Below are 16,099 nucleotides of genomic sequence, written 5' to 3'. Positions count from 1 at the left end.
CCTAACCGCCTCCGCGCGACGGCATCAGAGCTTGGCGATGGGAGCGATCTTCACGAGGAGCTTCTTGGCTCCCACCGAATCGAAGCGGACGTGGGCGACGCGCTTGGCGCCCTCCCCCGTGATGGCGTCGACGAGCCCCTCGCCGAAGTCGTCGTGGCGGATGCGGTCACCCGCCGCGAGCTCGAGGTCGCCGTTGTCGCGGACCTTGGCCGGAATCCGGTTGGGGAACTTGTCGATCGCCGACGACTTGGGGACGAGGTCGTCGCCGTACCGTCCCCCGGAGCCGGGCCGGCGGGGGCGCGCATTGAGAGCCCGCGACTGGGACCCGCCGCGCGAATTGACATCGCCGGGCGACTGCCGCCAGTCGATGAGGTCGGGGGGGATCTCCTGCAGGAAGCGGCTCGGCATCGCCACCGTCACCTCCCCGAACTGCGCGCGGGTCATGGCGAGCGAAAGGTGAAGGCGCTTGCGCGCGCGCGTGATGCCCACGTAGAACAGGCGGCGCTCCTCCTGCGGCCCGCCGGGCTCGCCCGCCGATATCCGGTGCGGGATGAGGTCTTCCTCGACGCCGGTGACGAACACCGCGTCGTACTCGAGGCCCTTCGCCGTGTGCAGCGTCATCAGCGAGACCGACCCCGTGGCATCGACGAGGTCGTCGGCGTCGGAGACGAGCGCGACCTCGGTGAGGAAGTCGATCACCGTTCCCTCGGGGTTGTTGCGGGCGAACTCGCGTGCGACGGCCACCAGCTCGTCGAGGTTCTCCAGGCGGGCCTCGTCCTGCGGGTCGCGGCTGGCCCGGAGCGCATCGAAGTACCCGCTCTTGTTCAGCAGGAGCGTCAGCCCCTCGGCCACCGCGGTGGGCGGCGGAAGCTCTCCCGAGGCGGGCAACATGATCTCGGTCGCCTCGGCGAGCACCGCGTCGAGGTGGGAGATGGCCTGCTGCAGCTTCGGCCCGACCCCCAGCGCCGAGGCGTTGGCGAGGGCGTCGCGGAAAGTGATCTGCTGGTCGGCGGCGTAGCGCGCGATCGCCGTCTCCGTCACGTCGCCGATGCCGCGCCGCGGCCGGTTGAGGATGCGACGCACCGACTGCTCGTCGGCGGGGTTGGCCACGGCGATGAGATAGGCCATCGCGTCCTTGATCTCGGCGCGCTCGTAGAACTTCGTGCCGCCCATGATCTTGTACGGGATCGCCGAGCGGATGAAGATCTCCTCCAGCGCGCGGGACTGGGAGTTGGTGCGGTAGAAGACGGCCATCTGGTTGTAGCCGATACCGCCCTTGCGCAGCGCCTCGATCTCGTCGGCGACGAACTGCGCCTCGTCGTGCTGCGAGTAGCCGGTGAAGCCGACGATGGGCTCACCCGCTCCGACATCCGTCCACAGGCGCTTGTCCTTGCGGTCGAAGTTGTTGCTGATGACCGCGTTCGCCGCCGACAGGATGTTCTGGGTGGAGCGGTAGTTCTGTTCCAGCATCACGACCTTGGCGCCGGGGTAATCCCGCTCGAACTCGGTGATGTTGCGGATGTCGGCCCCGCGGAACGCGTAGATCGACTGATCGGAGTCGCCGACGACGGTGAGCGAGGCGGGCGCTGTGTCGGGATCGTCCGCCGACCCGGTCCCCGAGCCTGTCGACGGGGCGTCGAAGATCATCATCCCGCCCGACTCGAACCCGCTCCCTGCCGTACCGGTCTCTGCGCCTGTCGAAGGGGGCCGCGTGAGCTCGTGGATGAGGGCGTACTGGGCGTGGTTGGTGTCCTGGTACTCGTCGACGAGGATGTGGCGGAACCGCCGGCGGTACACGTCGGCCACGTGCGGGAACGCCCGGAAGAGGTACACCGTCTGGGCGATGAGGTCGTCGAAGTCGAAGGCGTTCGCGCGCTGCAGAGCGCGCTGGTACGCGCCGAAGATCTCGACGAAGACCCGTTCGACCGGGTCGCTCATGTTGGCCTGACGCGCGTACGACTCCGCGTCGGCGAGTTCGTTCTTCAGCTTGGAGATGCGGCTCTGCGTGCCGGCCGGGGTGAGGCCGAACGCATCCCCCTCGTGCTCCTTGACCAGGCGCTTGATGAGGGCGCGCGAGTCGCCCGAGTCGTAGATCGTGAAGGCTTTGGTGAACCCGAACTGCTGGGCCTCGCGCCGGAGGATGCGTACGCAGGCGGAGTGGAACGTGGAGATCCACATGCTCTCGGCGCGGTCGCCGATGAGCTGCCGGACGCGCTCGCGCATCTCGCCGGCGGCCTTGTTCGTGAAGGTGATGGCGAGGATCTGGCTCGGCCACGCCTCACCGCTGCGCAGCAGCGAGGCGATGCGGTGCGTGAGCACGCGGGTCTTGCCCGAGCCGGCACCGGCGACGATGAGCAGCGCCGGCCCGCGATAGGTGACGGCCTCGCGCTGCGGCGGATTCAGGCCCTCGAGGAGATCGTCGTCGGGCCGGGTGGCGCCCCCATGGATCTGCGGACCGCGATCGCCGCCGACGATGATCCCCACGCTCCCGCCACCGATCGCCGACGCGCTGCGAGGAGTCTCCGAGCGCGTGGGCCCAGGCGTGGATGCGTCGGTCATATCCCCTCCAGTCTAGGCGGGGGCTCCGACATCGAGCCGCGGTCGGCGCTCGGTGCCCGTCAGGATCCGGCGGGCGTACCGGCGGTCGGCGATGCCGGCGGGGACGACGAAGGCGCGGCCGACGGCGGCGCAGCAGGCGGCGTCGCGGACGGTGCCGCGGTGGTCTGCAGAACGGACTGTGCGCGGAGAAGCTCGTTCGCGTCGACCATGACGTCCCAGCGCTCGGCTTCCAGCTTCTGCACCGAGTTGAAGTCGCGGCGCCCGCGCGTGATCCAGTGGCCGACGAACCCGAAGACAGCCCCCCACACGGCGCCGAGGACGAGCCCCCAGAGCAGGAGCCACAGCCACACCTCGGCGGGGGCGAGCAGACCGAACAGCAGGCCGATGAGGAGCCCGAACCACGCGCCGCTGGCCGCGCCGTACCCGGCGGCGCGGGCGTTCGTCATGCGGCCCGTCACCTGCTCCACGATCCGCACGTTGTGCCCCACGATCGCGACGCGCTCGACGGGGAATCCTGCGTCCGAAAGCCGGTCGACCGCGGACTGGGCACCGAGATAGTCGGAGAAGCTGGACAGCAGGCGCCGCTCGGGCACCGCACTCGTGGCATCGCTCATGGCATCCCCTTCCGGGATCGAGGCAGCTCGCACTCGGGGTCAGTGTATGCCCGCTCCCGACCCTCCGCGCCAGGGACTTATGGCACCCGACGGGCGGGCGCGAACCGCAGCGCCAGCCCGGCCGCCACGAGAGCGGCACCCGCGGCGACGACCACCCACGCCGCTCCCGCAGCGCCCAGGAGCACATCCACCTCCAGCCGGACGCCCGGCAGCTGGGCGCTCCACGCGTCGGTGACCACATCGATCCCGGCCAGGGCGACCCCCGCCCCCGGGAGAGCCAGTCCGGCACCGACGCCCGCGATGACGGTGCCCCACGCGCGCCGGCGGCCGAATTGCGCCACCAGCGCCCACGCGGCGGCGATGAACACCCAGAGCGCGAGCGCCACGGCGGGGATCACGTACGCCGAACGCACGGCCGGATCCGTCCAGAAAGACACCCAGAACGCCGCCGGACCGGCAACCGACACCGCCGCCAGTGCCAGTGCGCAGCGGAGCACGATCACACCCCCGACCGCGGCGATGACCGGCCACGGCGAGCGACGGCCGACGAGGGCTCGGACGACGAGGATGAACACGAGCCAGCCGCTGAGCACGACGACCAGATCGACCCACCCGAGCAGCGCGGTCTGCACCGCCCGCGTCGCCACCAGCAGAGCGCCGGGGACGAGGACCATGAGCCAGCGGTCCAGTGGCAGCATCCCCAGGGTGGATTCGTCGGCACGCCACGGCCGAGTCGAGGCCAGCCAGGCCGCCCGTGCCCCTGCGGCGCCGGGGCGGCGCACCATGCGCGTGCGGGCGGAGAGCATCCCGATGATCAGCCACGCGACCGAAAGGACGAGCAGTGCCCGTGCGATCCACGTCAGCGCCGGGTCGCTCTGCTCGGCGGCGCGGGCCGCACCCTCACCGGCATCGACCACGCCCCCGCCGATGATCGCGACGGCCGCTCCGACCACCAGGAGCGCACCGGCGGTGAGGAGGGCCAGTGCCCAATTCCGCACCGTTGTCGCCATCCCCTTACGGTAGCGCGCCGCGCCCGTCATCCTCACCGCTCAGTGGGACCAGCGCAGCGCCGAGATACCCACCAGCAGCCCCACCGCGGCCAGCGCGATCGCGGAGACCCGCCCCCACAGCTCAGCGGGGTCACGCAGATGGCCGGCGAAGACCGCGCGCTCCGCCTGCACGTCCCTGACCCGCCCGCGAGAATCCACCTGCACGGCGAGAATCCCGCGGAGTGCCGCATCCTCGCCGGAGCGATGGATACTCGGCCTCGACATGGGGCGTCACACGCTCGACCGCACCCGCCGGGGTGGCTACCGTGGAGGACATCGCGGCGGTCCGGGCGGTCCCGGGCATCGGTTCATACCCGAGTGCGTTGCGGGTTCGACTCCCGCCGCCGCGTCCACATATTTTCTCAGCGAGATCAGCGATCCGCAGGACCTCGGTCGCCATCACGCGTGTACGTCTTCGAGGGCCCCCCGAACGTCGCTCACGCCGATGCGCGCAACGGGGCAATGTCCTCTGGGCGCCGGCGACCGATGGATGATCCGATACTGGGATCGACGCTCATCGATATCTGCGGAGGATGCCGTGACCTTGATCGACGTGACCCGACGTCAGGTCGCGTACGACCGCCTGGCCGGTCACCCGGTGGCGGGCCAGTGGCGGGACAGCGTCCTGATCGAGCATCGGCGCCCGGGGAGCGGCGCCTGATGACCGATCCGATCGCGCGGCGCCACCTCACCGCGGTGCGCGCACTGGTCCTCGACATCCTGGCGGTCGGCGGGCACCTCTCGAAGGCCGAGATGGTGGCCGGGTGGGAGGCTCGTCGCCCGGAGTTGACCACGGCGCACCGTGAGCGACTGCCCCGGATGCTGGACGAGACGGTCTGGCGGCTTCTCAACCTCGGCTGGGTGGCGCGCGATGGGGACACGTACGCGCTCACTCCGGAGGGCAGGGAAGTTCTCGCCTCTCGGCGCGACGGCCGCGAGGTCTAGGCGAACCGTTCCGCGAGCGCGGTGACCGCGGTGCGGACGGCATCGCGGAGGTCGCGCGCGCCGTCGGCCTCCCACGCAGCGGGGTCGGGGAACTCCCATTCGACGTGCTCTCCCGCGATCGGGCCGGGAAGCGCCAGGCCGGGCTTCATGGTGACGACGATGTCTGCGGTGGCGAGGTCCTCGGCGGTGACCGCGCGCGGCGTGGCGGCCGAGGTGTCGATGCCCAGCTCGGCGAGGGTGCGTGCGATGGCGGGGTTGATGACGTCGGCGGGGGCGATCCCCCCGCTGGTCGATGAGACACGATCGCCGGCGACATGGGTGAGAAGGTGCGCTCCGAGCTGGGAGCGGCCGGCGTTGTGCGTGCAGATGAACACCACGGTCGGCGGGGTGGTCATGCGCGGGTTCCCGTCAGTCGAGTGTCGCGCGACCAGGACTGGGTCGCGACCTGCACGGCGTCCCATGGCGACCCGAGCGGCGGGGTGTACGACAGGTCGAGGTCGCTGATCTGCTCGACGGTGAGTCCGGCGAACAGGGCGGTGGCGTAGGTGTCGACGCGTTTGGCGGTCTCGGTGCCCAGTCGCCCGACGAGTTGTGCGCCGAGGAGGCGATCGGTGCCGGTGTCGCCGGTGATGCGGATGCTGATGGGCTGAGCGCCCGGGTAGTACCGCTTGTGGTCGTCGGCGACGGCCTGCGTGGTGGCCGCGGGGAATCCTGCGGCGAGCGCTTCGTGCTGGCGGAGTCCGGTGCGTGCGGCGACGAGGTCGAAGACCTTGACGACCTGGGTACCGACCGAACCGGCGAAGCGGGCAGCTCCGCCCAGGGCGTTCTCCCCGGCGATGCGGCCCTGCTTGTGTGCGGTGGTGCCGAGGGGGAGGTAGGTGACGCCGAGGAGGCGGTGGTGAGTGGTGACCCCGTCGCCGGCGGCGAACACACCTGGCAGGCCCGTGCGCATCTGCTCGTCCACCACCACGGCGCCCCCCGCACCGAGGGCCGCGCCGGCGTGCTCGAGCAGCCGGGTGTTCGGGCGGACTCCGACCACGGCGAGGACCAGATCCGCGGCGTGGGTGACGTCTCCGCCGGCGCGGTTGGCGTGCACGACCAGGCCGCGGTCGGTCTTCTCGACGCGGCGGACGGTGGTGCCGGTATGTACGACGACACCGTGGCTGGCCAGTTCCGCGTGCACGAGCGCGCCCAGCTCGTCATCCAGGGTGGAAAGCACTTCGGCACCGCGCTGCAGCTGCGTGACGGCGATGCCGCGGGCGGTGAACGCCTCGGCCATTTCGAGGCCCACGTAGCCGGCACCGATGATGATCGCCGAGCGCGGCGTCCGCTCGGTGAGGTGCGCGTTCAGCGCGAAGGTGTCGCCCATCGAGTGGATGACGTGCACGCCGTCGTCGGGGCCGAGCTCGTCGAGACCGGCGATGCCGGCGTGAGTGGGCAGCGCACCGGCGCCGACGACGAGTGCGTCATAGCCGATGGTCGACTCGACCCCCTGTTGGTCGCGAACGGTGAGCCGTCGACCGGTGACGTCGATGCCCGTGGCGAGGGTGTTGAGGCGCAGGCGCATGCCGGTCGCTTCGAGGTCGGCGTGGGTGCGATGGGCGAGCGACTGCCACGGCTGCACCTCGCCGGAGAAGAAGTACGGGATGCCGCAGACGGAGTAGTTCGGGTACGCGTCGGCGACGACCACCGTGACATCCACGGTCGGGTCGAGCTCGCGGGCGCGCAGCGCGGCAGAGATTCCGGCGTCGCTGCCACCGATGGCGACGATGTGCATGAGGCGTCCTTCCGGTCAGGGGAGGGTCTGCGGAACGACGACGTCGTCCGCGACGGACAGGCCCGCGAGGGTGCGGGGAAACAGGAAGGCGGCGAGCAGCGCGCCGACGGTGGCGCCGAGCAGCTGGGCGGCGAGGAACGGGAGAACCGAAGCCGGCGCGATGCCCGCGAAGGTGTGGGTGAACATGCGCCCGACGGTGACGGCGGGATTGGCGAACGAGGTCGAGCTGGTGAACCAGTACGCCGCCCCGATGTACGCGCCGACGGCCGGCGCAGCAATCAGCCCGGCGCCGCCGCGGGCCAGGCCGACCACCAACAGGATCAGCCCGCCCGTGGCGACGACCTCACCGAGCAGGACACCCGCACCGGCCCGTTCCGTTGTCGACCATGCCGTCGGCACCTCGAACATGAGGTTCGCGAGCACCGCTCCCCCGATGGCGCCGGTCAGCTGCGCCGCGGCGTACAGGATCGCCTCGGCGGTCGTCAGCCCGGTGCGTGCGCGGCGACCGAGCGCGGCGTCAACGAACGAGACCAACGGATTCACGTGAGCGCCCGACAGCGGACCGAGGACGAGGATCAGCACCGTGAGGCCCATCGCCGTCGCCACGCTGTTCGCCAGCAGCTGGATACCCGCGTCCGTCGACAGGCGGGAGGCAGCGATGCCGGAGCCGACGACGACCGCGACGAGAAAAGCCGCGCCGAGCGCCTCAGCGACGACGCGTCGGATCAGGTGCGAGTGATTCATGGTCCTCCAGAGCTTGACAGCGACACCCTAGCTCAATCAGCATTGAGTCAATGAACAGTGAGCGAACATTCCTCGAGGCCCGCGCCGCGCGCCACGCGGCGCTCGGCGACCCCACGCGACTTCGGATCGTCGACCTGCTCACGCTCGGCGATCTGTCACCGCGGGAGCTGCAGCTCCGGCTCGAGGTGGAGTCCAACCTGCTCGCGCATCACCTCAAGGTTCTCGAGTCCGTGACGCTGATCACGCGATCGCGATCCGAGGGTGACCGGCGGCGCAACTACGTGCACCTGAACGCCGGCGACCTGACCGACCTCGGGACGCACGCGCACCTGGCGGCATCCCGGGTGATCTTCGTCTGCACCGCCAACTCCGCGCGCTCCCAGCTCGCCGAACACCTCTGGCGGGAGAGGAGCTCCATTCCCGCCGCATCGGCCGGAACCGTTCCCGCGCCCTCGGTCGCACCCGGCGCCGTGAAGGTCGCCGCGAAGCATGGCCTCGACCTCTCCGATGCGCACCCGCGTCTGCTGTCCGAGATCGAGGCCGAGGGGGATCTTCGAATCACGGTCTGCGACAACGCCCACGAACACCTCGGCACCAGCGACCTGCACTGGTCCGTCCCTGACCCCGTCGCGGCCGGCGACCTCGCGGCCTTCGAGTCGGCGTACGCCGATCTGCGCCGCCGCATCGACACCCTCGCCCCGCAGATCTCCGCCGCCTAGCTGAGCACCGGCCGGGACCCCACGCCCGGTCTCGCAGTGCCCCTTCTGCCCGCACGTCGACGACGTTCGGCCGCGCGAAACCCGGCGCCAGCGGACGGCGGCGGGAGTCACCGTCTTCCGCATCACGTCTTGCTCTGGCCGATGCGACGCTCGACGGTGAAGCCGGCCCTCTCGAACATCGGGGTGCCGTCAGCCGACCCCGCGAAGGGGCTCAGGCGCGGGGGCGATCGGATGCGGCGAGCACGCGTTCGGCCGCCTTCACCATCGCGACGTCGATGAAGGTGCCGTCCTCGAGCACGAACGCGCCGGTGCCGTCGGCGGCGGCGGCGGCCACGCGGTCGACGATGCGCTGCGCGCGGGCGACCTCGTCGGCATCCGGGGTGAAGACCCGACGGATCACCTCGATCTGACGTGGGTGGATGGCGGTGCGGCCGGCGTACCCGAGCGCGCGCCCGGCGCGGCAGCTCTGCTCGAGGCCGTCGAGGTCGGCGACGTCTGCCCACACGGCCATGAGGGGCAGCGGCAGGCCCGCTGCCGCGGCGGCGTTGACGATGCGCCCCCGCGACCAGGCGAGGCCCGGTTCGCCGGCCGGCCCGGCGGGAACGCCGACCTCGGCGCGCAGGTCGGCCTCTCCCGCCGCGATGGAAGACACCCCGGCTCCCGCGATCTCGAACGCCCGCTCGATGGATAGCGCGGATTCGAGCAGCGCGTGCACCTCGCGGCCGGGCAGCGCGCAGCGGATCGCGGCGACGTCGTCGGCCGACTCGGTCTTCGGGAGCCGGATGCCGAAGGATGCGGGCAGGTCCGCGACGGCGGCGAGATCCTCCTCGTGGGCGGCAGCGCCTCGTGCATTGATGCGCACCTGCACGGCGGGAGCGTGCTCCCCTCGGTCGGTCCAGGCGGCGGCGAAGTCGGCGAGCGCGGCTCGCGCCTGCGCCTTGCGCGACAACGTCACCGCGTCCTCGAGGTCGACGATGACCGCATCCGCCCCCGCATCCAGCGCCTTGCCGAAGCGCTCCGGACGGTCGGCGGGCGCATAGAGGGCGACGAGGATGCGGCGGGTCATGCGATCGATCCTTCCGCACGCATGCGGGCGATGTCCTCCGCGGTGTAGCCGAGCGACTCGAGCACCTCGTCGCTGTCGGCGGCGTGCGCGCGTCCCGCGAACGCGATCGTCGCCTCATCGCGCGACAGGCGGAACAGCGGTCCCTGCATGGCCATGTCGCCGAGGTCGGGGTCATGGATGCGGTGGATCGTCCCGAGCGCCTGGAACTGCGGATCGGCGACGATGTCGGACGGGTCGTACACCGGCGCGACGGCGGCCTGCGCCTGTTCGAACGCGGCCACCACCTCCTCGCGCGTGTGCTGCGCGATCCAGCCGCCGACCGCGTCGTCGAGCTCGTCCGCGTGCTCGGCCCGGCTCGACCCGCTCGCGAACCACGGCTCGGCCGCAAGGTCGGGGCGGCCCACGAGGGCCATCACGCGCTCGGCGATCGACTGCGCACTGGTGGAGACGGCCACCCAGGAGCCGTCGGCCGTGCGGTAGGTGTTGCGGGGCGCGTTGTTGGTGGAGCGGTTGCCGGTGCGCGGCTGAACAGAGCCGAGTTGATCCCACCGCGTGATCTGCGGGCCGAGCATCGCGAGGATCGGCTCGATGATCGCCACGTCGACGACCTGCCCGCGGCCGTCGCGCCCGCGGGCGTGCAAGGCCGTCATGATCGCGTAGGCGGTCGCCAGCGACGCGATGCCGTCGGCGAGTCCGAACGGCGGGAGGGTCGGCGGCCCGTCGGGCTCGCCCGTGGCGGCGGCGAACCCGCTCATCGCCTCGGCGAGCGTGCCGAAGCCCGGCCGGCTGCGGTACGGCCCGATCTGTCCGAAGCCGGTCACGCGGGCCAGCACCAGACCGGGGTTGTCGACCGACAGCTCCTCGTACCCGAGACCCCACCGCTCCAGCGTGCCGGGGCGGAAGTTCTCGATGACGACGTCGGAGCTGCGGGCGAGGCGGAGGAACGCGTCACGCCCGTCCGCGGCGTGCAGGTCGATCGCGACGGTGCGCTTGTTGCGCCCCAGCGTCTTCCACCAGAGGTTCTGACCGTCCTTGCTCGGGCCGTGCCCGCGGGCCGGGTCGGGCCGGGTGGGATGCTCCACCTTGATGACCTCGGCGCCCATGTCGCCGAGGTGCATGGCCGCCATGGGGCCGGCGAACAGGGTGGATGCGTCGATCACGCGGAGCCCGTCGAGGGGGGTCATGCGCGCTCCTCCCAGCACACCCGGAACCCGATCGACGGCGACGCGTCCTGTCCCAGCCCCGGCAGCAGCAGCTTCGCGGCGAACTCCGGCGCCTGGACTCCGCCGTCGAAGTACCAGTCGGATCCGTCGCTGCGGTGCGCGCTGCCGCCCTTGAGCATGACGAACCGGGTGCGTCCGTCGGAGTGCTCCGACTCGGTCCAGTTCCACACCTCCGGTTCCCGCCGCCGGAAGGACGGGTCGGATGCGGCGAGCTGCCACTCGTCCTCCGTCGGAAGCCGCCCGCCCACCCACGCCGCATACTCGCGGGCGCGGGCGAAGGTCATGCCGGTCGCGGGGAGCTCGGGGTCGCGGGCATCGGTGTGTTCCTCGATCGCGTCGAGGAAGCGGGCGTACTCCGCCTCGCTCACTTCGGCGCCAGCGACCCGCACCGGCTGCGGCACCTCGGCGACGCGCTCGAGCGTGCGCTGATCGTGCAGGCGCGGGGGCAGCGGCTTCCACTCGTCCACGTACGGCGCACCCTCGTACATGCCGGTCTCCCGGGCGCGGAACCGCACCGTCAGCACGTGCGTGCCGGCGGCGACCGTCACGGTGGGGGCCTCCTCGGCCTCGCCCCGGACGGGTCCCGTCCACTCCGGCGCGGGAAGGCGCCGAGCCCGGCGGTGCGGGAAGGACGCGTCCGCCACCGGGGGCTCGGCGAGGAGCGCGGCGCGCACCCCGTCGACGAGCGCCGGGACGGCCGCATCCGCCGGCAGCCTCACGACGGCCGCGATGCCGCCGGCCGGCACCGTCACCGTCGAGACCCCGTCACCGGGTTCGTGCAGCGGGACGTACCGCCCGTCGCCGGGAAGCTCGTGGACGATATCGGCGTCGGACGTGTTGACCAGGCACAGCAGGGTCACGCCGTCGAGCTCGAAGGCCGAGCCGAAGACGGGGGCGTCGTGCACCGCGAGCGGCGCCCACTCCCCCGCGACGAGCCAGCGGTGCAGGCCCCGTTGCACGGGCAGCATGCGGCGGAGCGTCGCCGCGTCGCGGTCGTTCCACCCCACCCACACGCCGAAGACGACCTCCCACACCATGATGCCGACGCCGTTCAGCCACGCCGAGCGCAGCTCCTCGGCGTGGTCGCGGTGCCAGCGGCGGATGTGGTGCTGCATGTGGCGCCGCTCGAACCAGCGGGCCCGGAGGACGCCCGGCACCTCGGAATCGGCGAACCACTGCGCCCACGACAGCGTATGGTCGGCGATCCGCTCGGTGGCGAGCTTCGATTCCCCCTCGAGCCCGATGCCCGGGCGCGCGATGTCGAGCGCGGCGACGAGGTCGGGGTCGGCTTTCCTCAGCGTGTCGAGGAAGACGCCGTCCGCGCGGAGGCGGCGGACCGTCGCGGCGAGCTCGGTGGCGTCGTCGCCGTCCCGGCGCGTGCCGACGTCCCACGGGTTGTAGTCCACGAACACCGCGACTCCCGCGGCGTGTAGCGCGTCGGCGGCTTCGGCCAGCCCCGGCACGGCGTAGAAATCCCACTGGTTGCGGTCATCGATGCCGATGACGGGATAGGCGTGCCACAGCACGATGCCGTCCAAGCCGCCGAACCGGCGCTGCGCGTCGTCGAGGAAGCGTTCGGGTGTGAACCGCTGCGCCTCGAAGTCGAAGAAGAGTTCGTCCCACAGCCACACCTGCGCCACCGTGAAGCAGCGGCTCGCCCATGCGGATGCGGGGTCGTCGTACCGGGTCGGCGCGCCGTGCCGGGCACGGGCGCCCTCGCGCCACGCGCCCAGCTGCGCGCGCCACGCGTCGAGCTCGGCGGGATCGGTCGGGGCGACGAAGATCTTCGCGTCGTCGAGCGTGGTCGCCGCATCACCCACGGCGACGTCGACGTCGAGCGGCACCGGCGTCGGCCGGTCGATCTCGCGGGGGACGAGGGGGTCGAATCCACCGCTCACGTCGGGTTCTCCTTCATGAGGGCAGCGACCTCGCCGGTGGTGGGCACCGCGTCCTGCGCACCGGGGCGCGTGACGGCGAGGGCGGATGCGGCGGCCCCGGCCCGCGCGGCGTCGACGAGCAGAGCGACGTCGACGGTGTCGGGTCGCCGTCCGGACGCAGCGAGGGCCGCGGCCAAGACTCCGCAGAAGGTGTCACCGGCGCCGGTGGTGTCCACAGCCGTCACCACGTGCGCGGGAACCTCCGCCCGCTCGGCGCCGCAGACGACGAGGCACCCGCGGCGGCCGAGGGTGACCACGAGCGCGCGCACGGCCGGTGCGAGTGCGGCGATGGCCGCGTCCAGCTCGTGGGTTCCCGCCACCTCGAGGGCTTCGTGCTCGTTCACCACGAGCACGTCGGTCGCGGCCAGCAGCGCGTCGCGCGCCGACGCGAAGGGCGCCGAAGGAGCCGCGTTCAGGACGTGCCACGCACCGGCGGCGCGGGATGCCGCCGCATCCTGGACGAGCGGCACCGGGATCTCCAGCTGGGTCAGGAGGACCGTCGCCCCCGCGACGACCTCGCGCTGCACGTCGGTCAGCGTCTCGCGGGCCGCGTTGGCGCCGGCGGCCACGACGATCGCGTTCTCGCCGGAGGCGTCGACGGAGATGAGCGCGGTGCCGGTCACTCCCTCGATCCGTACGAGACCGGAGACGTCGATGCCGTCGGCGGCGAGCGCTGCGCGCAGCGTCTCGCCCTCGGCATCCGCGCCCACCGCTCCGACGAACGCGACCGTGGCGCCACCGGCGCGACGGGCGCCGACGGCCTGGTTCGCGCCCTTACCGCCGCCGGTGCGCACGAGGGAGGAGGCGAGCAGCGTCTCGCCCGGGGCGGGGATGCGGGCGACGCGGGCGACGACGTCCTGGTTGATGCTGCCGACGACGACGACGGTCACGATGACGCCTCCCACAGCCCGCACGTACGCTCGGCGAGCTCACGGATGGAGCGGTGAGCGCCGCCGGGCAGGGAGGTGGCGATCCGGTCCTGCAGCGGCGTCGTCCACTGGGGGCCGATGCCGTCCGCGCCGACGAGGCCGCCGGCGACCGAGCCGACGGTCGCGCCGCCCGAGTCGGTGTCCCAGCCGCCGGCAACGGCGAACGCGACGGCGGCGCCGAAGTCGCGGCCGTGGGCCTGCAGCGCGCACGCGATGAGGGCGGCGTTGTTGAGGGTGTGCACCCAGTGCATGCCGGCGTATTCGGCGTGCAGGGCGTCGAGCGCATCCGCCGTGCTGAGGCGGCCGTCGGCGAGCGCACGACCGGTCTCGCGCCCGAACCGCACGGCGTGCGCAAGGCGCGAGGCGGGCGGGACGACGGCGTCCGCAGCATCCAGGACGGCGTCGGGGGTGTCTGCGACGAGGGATGCCGCGCACAGGGCGGCGGCCCACATCTCGCCGTAGAGGCCGTTTCGCGTGTGACTCAGCCGTGCGTCGACCCACGCCGAGCGGGCAGCGGCGCGCACGTCGCCGGGGTGGGCCCACCCGTGGACGTCGGCGCGGATGACCGCGCCGATCCACTCCCGGAAGGGGTTGTGGTGGGTCGCGGTCTCGGGCACGGGGCGCGCGTCGAGGATGTTGCGGTACGCGGCGCGCTCGGCCGTGAAGACCCGGCCCGCGGGGAGGGCGGCGAGCCACGCCTGGGCGACGTGGTCGGTCTGCAGGCCCGCGCCGTGCTGCTCGAGCAGGTCGAGGGCCAGGATGGGGAAGTTCAGGTCGTCGTCCTCGGGCATCCCGGCGATGTTCTCGACGAGGGAGGTCGGCGCGGAGCGCCGGTTCCAGGGCCACCGCTCGGCGACCTCGGCGGGCAGACCCCGGGCGGTGAAGTAGCCGTGGATCGGCCAGTTACCGGTCGCGCGGGCGATCTCCTCGATCCCCTCGCGCGGGATCTTCTCGACGGGTTTGCCGAGCAGGCACCCCGCCGCCCGCCCGAGCCATGCCCCGTGGACGCGCTCGAAGGTGGCACCCCCGGCGGACGCGCCCGGCGCGGGCGGCAGGAGCGCTTCGATCGCGTCCCACTCGTCGGGTTCGTCCGCGCTCGGGCGCTGCAGCCCCTGCAGTTCGTCCAGGATGGTCCGCGCCAGTGCGCGCAGCGCCGCGGGCGCCGGCGTGGCACTCGCGCCCGACGGTGCCAGCCGGGTGGCGCCACCGGCCTCGGCCCATCGGCGTTCGATCGGCAGGAGCTCGTCCTCGCTCACACCCTGTTCCCGCAGCGCCGCGAACTCGGCGGGGACGAGGTCTTCCGGCTGGGCCCACGTCAGTCTCACTCCACGGCCTCCGGGGCCAGCAGCGTCGACAGTGCCGTGGCACGCGCGGCCGCGCGCTCCGCGTCGGCCCGTGCGACGTCACGGACCACCTCGACCATCGCCGTCACGACGCCGTCGAGGTCGAGGCGGCTCGCGGTGGTGACCCCGCTCACCCACTCGCTCGGGACATCGGCGCTGCCGCGCAGGCCACCGCAGATGGCGCCGGCCATCGTCGCGATCGAGTCGGCGTCGCGGCCGTAGTTGACCGCATCCAGCACCGCGGCGCGGAAGTCGCCGTCGTGCGCCACCACGAAGCCGAGGGCGACGGGAAGCTCCTCGATCGCCTTCGTACGTGACGGAAGCCGAGCGTCCATCGCCGGCGACCGGTACTGCTCCCCCACCGTGTCGAAGGGTGCGACCGCCCGCCGGATGATGCGGCCGAGCTCGCGCGGGTCGTCCGAGCCGCCTGCTGCGAGGAAAGCGTCGACGGCGTCGAAGACGGCGCGGATGGCGGCGGCAGTGCCGTCGTGGGCGACATCGAGCACCGCGCGGCGCACGTCGGCGACGGTGGCGCCGGGGGCGGCGGAGGCGGCGACCGCGGCGGCGAACACGCCGGCCGCCTCGCGACCGTACGACCACTGGTGGGCGCCGGTGATGTCGATCGCTTCGGCGTAAGCGCCACGCGGGTCGCCGATGTGGACGAGCCCGACGGGTGCCATGTACATCGTGGCGCCGCAGTTCACGACGTTGCCGACGCCCGCTTCGCGCGGGTCGGCGTGGCCGTAGTGCAGCTTCATGACGAGCCACTTCTCGGCCAGGAAGACGCGCTGCAGGATGAGCGCCTCGTCCTCCAGCTCGGGGATCCAGCGGCGTTCGCCGATCATGAGGGGGACGAGGTCGCTCGCGACGTCGTAGGCGTCGAGGTGGCGCCGCTGCTTCGCGTACACCTCGATGAGCGCGTGCGTCATGAGGGTGTCATCCGTCACGTGCCCATCGCCCTTGTGGTACGGCGCGATGGGCCGCGCCGTACGCCAGTCGGGCAGGAACGGACCGACGATCCCCTCGACACGTCCGCCGTGCCGCTCCTCGATCTGTTCGGGCGTCCAGCCCTCGGTCGCCCCGCCGAGCGCATCGCCCACGGCGGCACCCGCCAGTACTGCCGCCACCCGATCGTGCAACACGTCCATGCATTCCCTCATTTCGTTCACGCGTGTGTGTCACGGGGGCGGGTCG

At 72.3% G+C, this 16,099-nt stretch carries 16 protein-coding genes and 1 tRNA gene; 4 read left to right on the top strand and 13 right to left on the bottom strand.

Going from position 1 to position 16,099, the window contains the following annotated elements; genetic code table 11:
* Positions 1-24: 24 nt before the first annotated feature.
* From AC2DFQ_RS09825 to AC2DFQ_RS09810, 4 genes are all read right to left on the bottom strand, one after another.
* A complete protein-coding gene (locus AC2DFQ_RS09825) occupies positions 25-2,559 on the bottom strand; it encodes an ATP-dependent helicase (RefSeq protein WP_484533759.1) in 2,535 nt (844 codons plus the stop codon).
* Positions 2,560-2,618: 59 nt separating this feature from the next.
* The gene (locus AC2DFQ_RS09820) at positions 2,619-3,173 is read right to left on the bottom strand and encodes a general stress protein (RefSeq protein WP_484533758.1); all 555 of its coding nucleotides are present in this window, start codon (positions 3,171-3,173) and stop codon (positions 2,619-2,621) included.
* A 77-nt stretch (positions 3,174-3,250) separates the two neighbouring features.
* A complete protein-coding gene (locus tag AC2DFQ_RS09815) occupies positions 3,251-4,183 on the bottom strand; it encodes a hypothetical protein (protein WP_484533757.1) in 933 nt (310 codons plus the stop codon).
* A gap of 39 nt (positions 4,184-4,222) precedes the next feature.
* Positions 4,223-4,447 (bottom strand): hypothetical protein, encoded by a 225-nt coding sequence (locus AC2DFQ_RS09810; RefSeq protein WP_484533756.1) that lies wholly within the window; start codon positions 4,445-4,447, stop codon positions 4,223-4,225.
* Between the two features lie 52 nt (positions 4,448-4,499).
* On the opposite strand from AC2DFQ_RS09810, the gene AC2DFQ_RS09805 reads away from it, so the two are divergent.
* The 3 genes from AC2DFQ_RS09805 to AC2DFQ_RS09795 all read left to right on the top strand — a co-directional run bounded on the left by AC2DFQ_RS09805 (position 4,500) and on the right by AC2DFQ_RS09795 (position 5,167).
* A tRNA-Met gene (locus AC2DFQ_RS09805) sits at positions 4,500-4,575 on the top strand.
* Positions 4,576-4,760: 185 nt separating this feature from the next.
* Positions 4,761-4,883 carry a hypothetical protein gene (locus AC2DFQ_RS09800; protein ID WP_484533755.1) on the top strand — a complete coding sequence of 41 codons (123 nt, stop codon included), beginning with the start codon at positions 4,761-4,763 and terminating at the stop codon, positions 4,881-4,883.
* A complete protein-coding gene (locus AC2DFQ_RS09795; RefSeq protein ID WP_484533754.1) occupies positions 4,883-5,167 on the top strand; it encodes a hypothetical protein in 285 nt (94 codons plus the stop codon). Before AC2DFQ_RS09800 ends, AC2DFQ_RS09795 begins: the two co-directional genes overlap by 1 nt.
* On the opposite strand, the gene AC2DFQ_RS09790 is transcribed toward AC2DFQ_RS09795, so the two are convergent.
* Genes AC2DFQ_RS09790 through AC2DFQ_RS09780 form a run of 3 tightly spaced genes read right to left on the bottom strand, consistent with a single transcriptional unit; the run spans position 5,164 to position 7,688 of the window.
* Positions 5,164-5,562: an arsenate-mycothiol transferase ArsC gene (locus AC2DFQ_RS09790; RefSeq protein WP_484533753.1), complete on the bottom strand. Its 399-nt coding sequence runs from the start codon at positions 5,560-5,562 to the stop codon at positions 5,164-5,166. The two genes, AC2DFQ_RS09795 and AC2DFQ_RS09790, sit on opposite strands and share 4 nt — an antisense overlap.
* On the bottom strand, positions 5,559-6,944 hold the full coding sequence (locus AC2DFQ_RS09785) for an FAD-dependent oxidoreductase (RefSeq protein ID WP_484533752.1): 1,386 nt from the start codon (positions 6,942-6,944) through the stop codon (positions 5,559-5,561). The genes AC2DFQ_RS09790 and AC2DFQ_RS09785 overlap by 4 nt, the downstream gene beginning before the upstream one ends.
* A gap of 15 nt (positions 6,945-6,959) precedes the next feature.
* Positions 6,960-7,688 (bottom strand): aquaporin, encoded by a 729-nt coding sequence (locus AC2DFQ_RS09780; RefSeq protein ID WP_484533751.1) that lies wholly within the window; start codon positions 7,686-7,688, stop codon positions 6,960-6,962.
* Positions 7,689-7,738: 50 nt separating this feature from the next.
* Between AC2DFQ_RS09780 and AC2DFQ_RS09775 the strand changes: the two genes are divergently transcribed.
* Positions 7,739-8,407: an arsenate reductase/protein-tyrosine-phosphatase family protein gene (locus AC2DFQ_RS09775; RefSeq protein WP_484533750.1), complete on the top strand. Its 669-nt coding sequence runs from the start codon at positions 7,739-7,741 to the stop codon at positions 8,405-8,407.
* Positions 8,408-8,618: 211 nt separating this feature from the next.
* Here AC2DFQ_RS09775 and AC2DFQ_RS09770 read toward each other — a convergent pair whose 3' ends face one another.
* The 6 genes from AC2DFQ_RS09770 to AC2DFQ_RS09745 are packed head-to-tail and all read right to left on the bottom strand — an operon-like array spanning position 8,619 to position 16,053.
* Positions 8,619-9,473 carry an HpcH/HpaI aldolase/citrate lyase family protein gene (locus tag AC2DFQ_RS09770; protein ID WP_484533749.1) on the bottom strand — a complete coding sequence of 285 codons (855 nt, stop codon included), beginning with the start codon at positions 9,471-9,473 and terminating at the stop codon, positions 8,619-8,621.
* The gene (locus tag AC2DFQ_RS09765) at positions 9,470-10,657 is read right to left on the bottom strand and encodes a CaiB/BaiF CoA transferase family protein (RefSeq protein ID WP_484510541.1); all 1,188 of its coding nucleotides are present in this window, start codon (positions 10,655-10,657) and stop codon (positions 9,470-9,472) included. The genes AC2DFQ_RS09770 and AC2DFQ_RS09765 overlap by 4 nt, the downstream gene beginning before the upstream one ends.
* Positions 10,654-12,594: an SUMF1/EgtB/PvdO family nonheme iron enzyme gene (locus tag AC2DFQ_RS09760; RefSeq protein WP_484533748.1), complete on the bottom strand. Its 1,941-nt coding sequence runs from the start codon at positions 12,592-12,594 to the stop codon at positions 10,654-10,656. Before AC2DFQ_RS09760 ends, AC2DFQ_RS09765 begins: the two co-directional genes overlap by 4 nt.
* A complete protein-coding gene (locus AC2DFQ_RS09755; RefSeq protein ID WP_484533747.1) occupies positions 12,591-13,523 on the bottom strand; it encodes a ribokinase in 933 nt (310 codons plus the stop codon). Before AC2DFQ_RS09755 ends, AC2DFQ_RS09760 begins: the two co-directional genes overlap by 4 nt.
* Entirely contained in the window at positions 13,520-14,887 is a 1,368-nt protein-coding gene (locus AC2DFQ_RS09750) for an ADP-ribosylglycohydrolase family protein (RefSeq protein WP_484533746.1), read from the bottom strand. Before AC2DFQ_RS09750 ends, AC2DFQ_RS09755 begins: the two co-directional genes overlap by 4 nt.
* On the bottom strand, positions 14,884-16,053 hold the full coding sequence (locus AC2DFQ_RS09745) for an ADP-ribosylglycohydrolase family protein (protein ID WP_484533745.1): 1,170 nt from the start codon (positions 16,051-16,053) through the stop codon (positions 14,884-14,886). Before AC2DFQ_RS09745 ends, AC2DFQ_RS09750 begins: the two co-directional genes overlap by 4 nt.
* Positions 16,054-16,099 lie beyond the last annotated feature (46 nt).

This window comes from Microbacterium sp. Z11_20 (assembly GCF_057197605.1).
This window is presented reverse-complemented; position numbering and strand designations above follow the sequence as displayed.